Source organism: Flavobacterium sp. GNP011 (assembly GCF_056428925.1).
In genome coordinates, this window is sequence record NZ_JBWJVJ010000064.1 from 1 (window position 1) to 313 (window position 313).

Sequence of the window (313 nt, forward strand, 5' to 3'; positions counted from 1 at the left end):
GTAACAGTAAATGCTTTACCTGTTGCAGCAACACTTAGTTCTAATAGTCCTATTTGTTCTGGTGCTGATGCCATTTTTACTATAACTGGAACGGCAGGAAATACTGTAAATTATACAGGTGCAGCATCTGGAACAGCAACTATTGGTACAGGTGGAACAGTTAATGTTACTGTAACTGCAGTAACTGCAAATACAACTTTAAATCTTACTAGCGTAAGTAACGGTACTTGTTCTCGTCCATTAACTGCAACTGCAACTGTAACAGTAAATGCTTTACCTGTTGCAGCAACACTTAGTTCTAATAGTCCTATTT

General features: G+C 37.7%; 1 protein-coding gene. It reads left to right on the forward strand.

The window, feature by feature from the left end; genetic code table 11:
- Positions 1-313 (forward strand): Ig-like domain-containing protein (locus AC061E_RS16650; protein ID WP_478287255.1); only part of this gene is annotated, 313 nt, incomplete at both ends.